Annotated in this window: 1 protein-coding gene; it reads right to left on the bottom strand. The window is 63.7% G+C overall.

Features of this window, described 5'->3' with window-relative positions; translation table 11 throughout:
- Window positions 1-72: 72 nt before the first annotated feature.
- Complete coding sequence (locus ABT304_RS30820; RefSeq protein ID WP_350721240.1) at window positions 73-1341, bottom strand: DDE-type integrase/transposase/recombinase; 1269 nt, start codon at window positions 1339-1341, stop codon at window positions 73-75.
- Between the last annotated feature and the right edge of the window lie 101 nt (window positions 1342-1442).

The following is a 1442-nucleotide window of genomic DNA, read 5'->3' as shown; positions in this document are numbered from 1 at the left end:
GTCCCGTAGTGCCTCATGTCAAGATGCCCGCGAAAGGTGGTCGGTGCCTCAGTTAGGAATGCCCGCGAGGATCTAGCCGACGGCATCGACGCCCTGGATCCAGATGCCACCTTTGCGGCGGTGGGCCAAGACGCTGGTGGCTCGGGTGTGGAGTGTGTCCGTCTTCTCGGCAGCCAGGTCTCGAAGACGGGCCTGGACCGCGGCGATCTGGCGGCCGATCCCGGCAGGGTTGAGGCTGTCGCGATAGGCAAGCAGCTCGGCCTGCTGACCCTGGGCGAGAACCCCTGCCTTCAAGAGCCGAGCCAGTGGCGTGGCGGGCTTGTCATAGATCCGTTTACGTCGACCGTTACGGTCACTGCCCCACTCCACCGGCTTCTTCGTCGGAGTCAGAAAGTTGAGCCGGTCATCGACCAGTCGCCACAGCCGGTTCAGCTCCCGCACCTCCTCAGGAGTGTCATAGCGGTAGTAGAAGCCATACCTCCGCACCAGGTGGTTGTTCTTCGACTCGATGGTGGCCTGGTCGTTCTTCTTGTACGGCCGCGAACGAGTGAAGTAGATCCCCAACTCCCCAGCCCACTTGATCACGGCGTGGTTGAGGAACTCGGTGCCGTTGTCGAAGTCGAGCCCGGTCACCGCGAACGGGATCTCGGCTACCGCTGCCTGCAACCCGCTCAAGATGTTGGCGTGAGCGTTGTTGGGCACCGAGCGTGTCCATACCCACCCCGTGCGGACATCGGTCAGATTCAACGACCGCGCGAACTCCCCACGCAACGTCGGCCCGCAGTGCGCCACGGTGTCCCCCTCGAAGAACCCCGGCTCATCCTCGACCTCATCGCCGGCCTTGCGGATCTTGATCGAGGACCTCAACAACGGCGACGGCGTTGTCGTCGCGATCCCCCGCATCGGGTCCGTCTCACGCACCGGTTTCAGATACCGATCAATGGTCGCTGCCGACATCGCCACCAGTTCCTCACGAACCTCACGGCTGTACCGGTCCCGGCCGAAAACCAGCTCGCGGTGCCGCTCAAGCCCATCGAGCTGAAGCGACATCGACTCGGCCAAATACTTCCCACACTGACCGCCACTGGCCGCCCAGACCCGCTGGAGAACCATCAACGCGTCATAGGAGTACTTCGAGGACCGGCGCTTCCGTACCCGCGGCACGACCTCCCGGCCCCTGCCCGGCCGCGTCTTCGACGCCGCCACCAACCGCCGCCGCGCGTTGTCACGCGACCAGCCCGTCACCGAGACCACCTCATCGAGCAACTCACCCTTGACCTTCTTTGAAGCACCCACATACAGCCGCGCATAACGACTGGTGATCTCAACCCGCGCCGCCAACGACAACCCACTCCTCATACCCGCCGAGAATCACCGGTTCACGGGCACTCCTAGATGAGGCACCGAGGGCGTTTCGCGGGCATTTTTCGTGAGTCTCGTCG

The organism is Nocardioides sp. NPDC000445, assembly GCF_040300245.1.
GTDB lineage: Bacteria > Actinomycetota > Actinomycetes > Propionibacteriales > Nocardioidaceae > Nocardioides.
The sequence above is the reverse complement of the archived record's forward strand: the minus strand, read 5'-3'. Positions and strand labels throughout refer to the sequence as shown.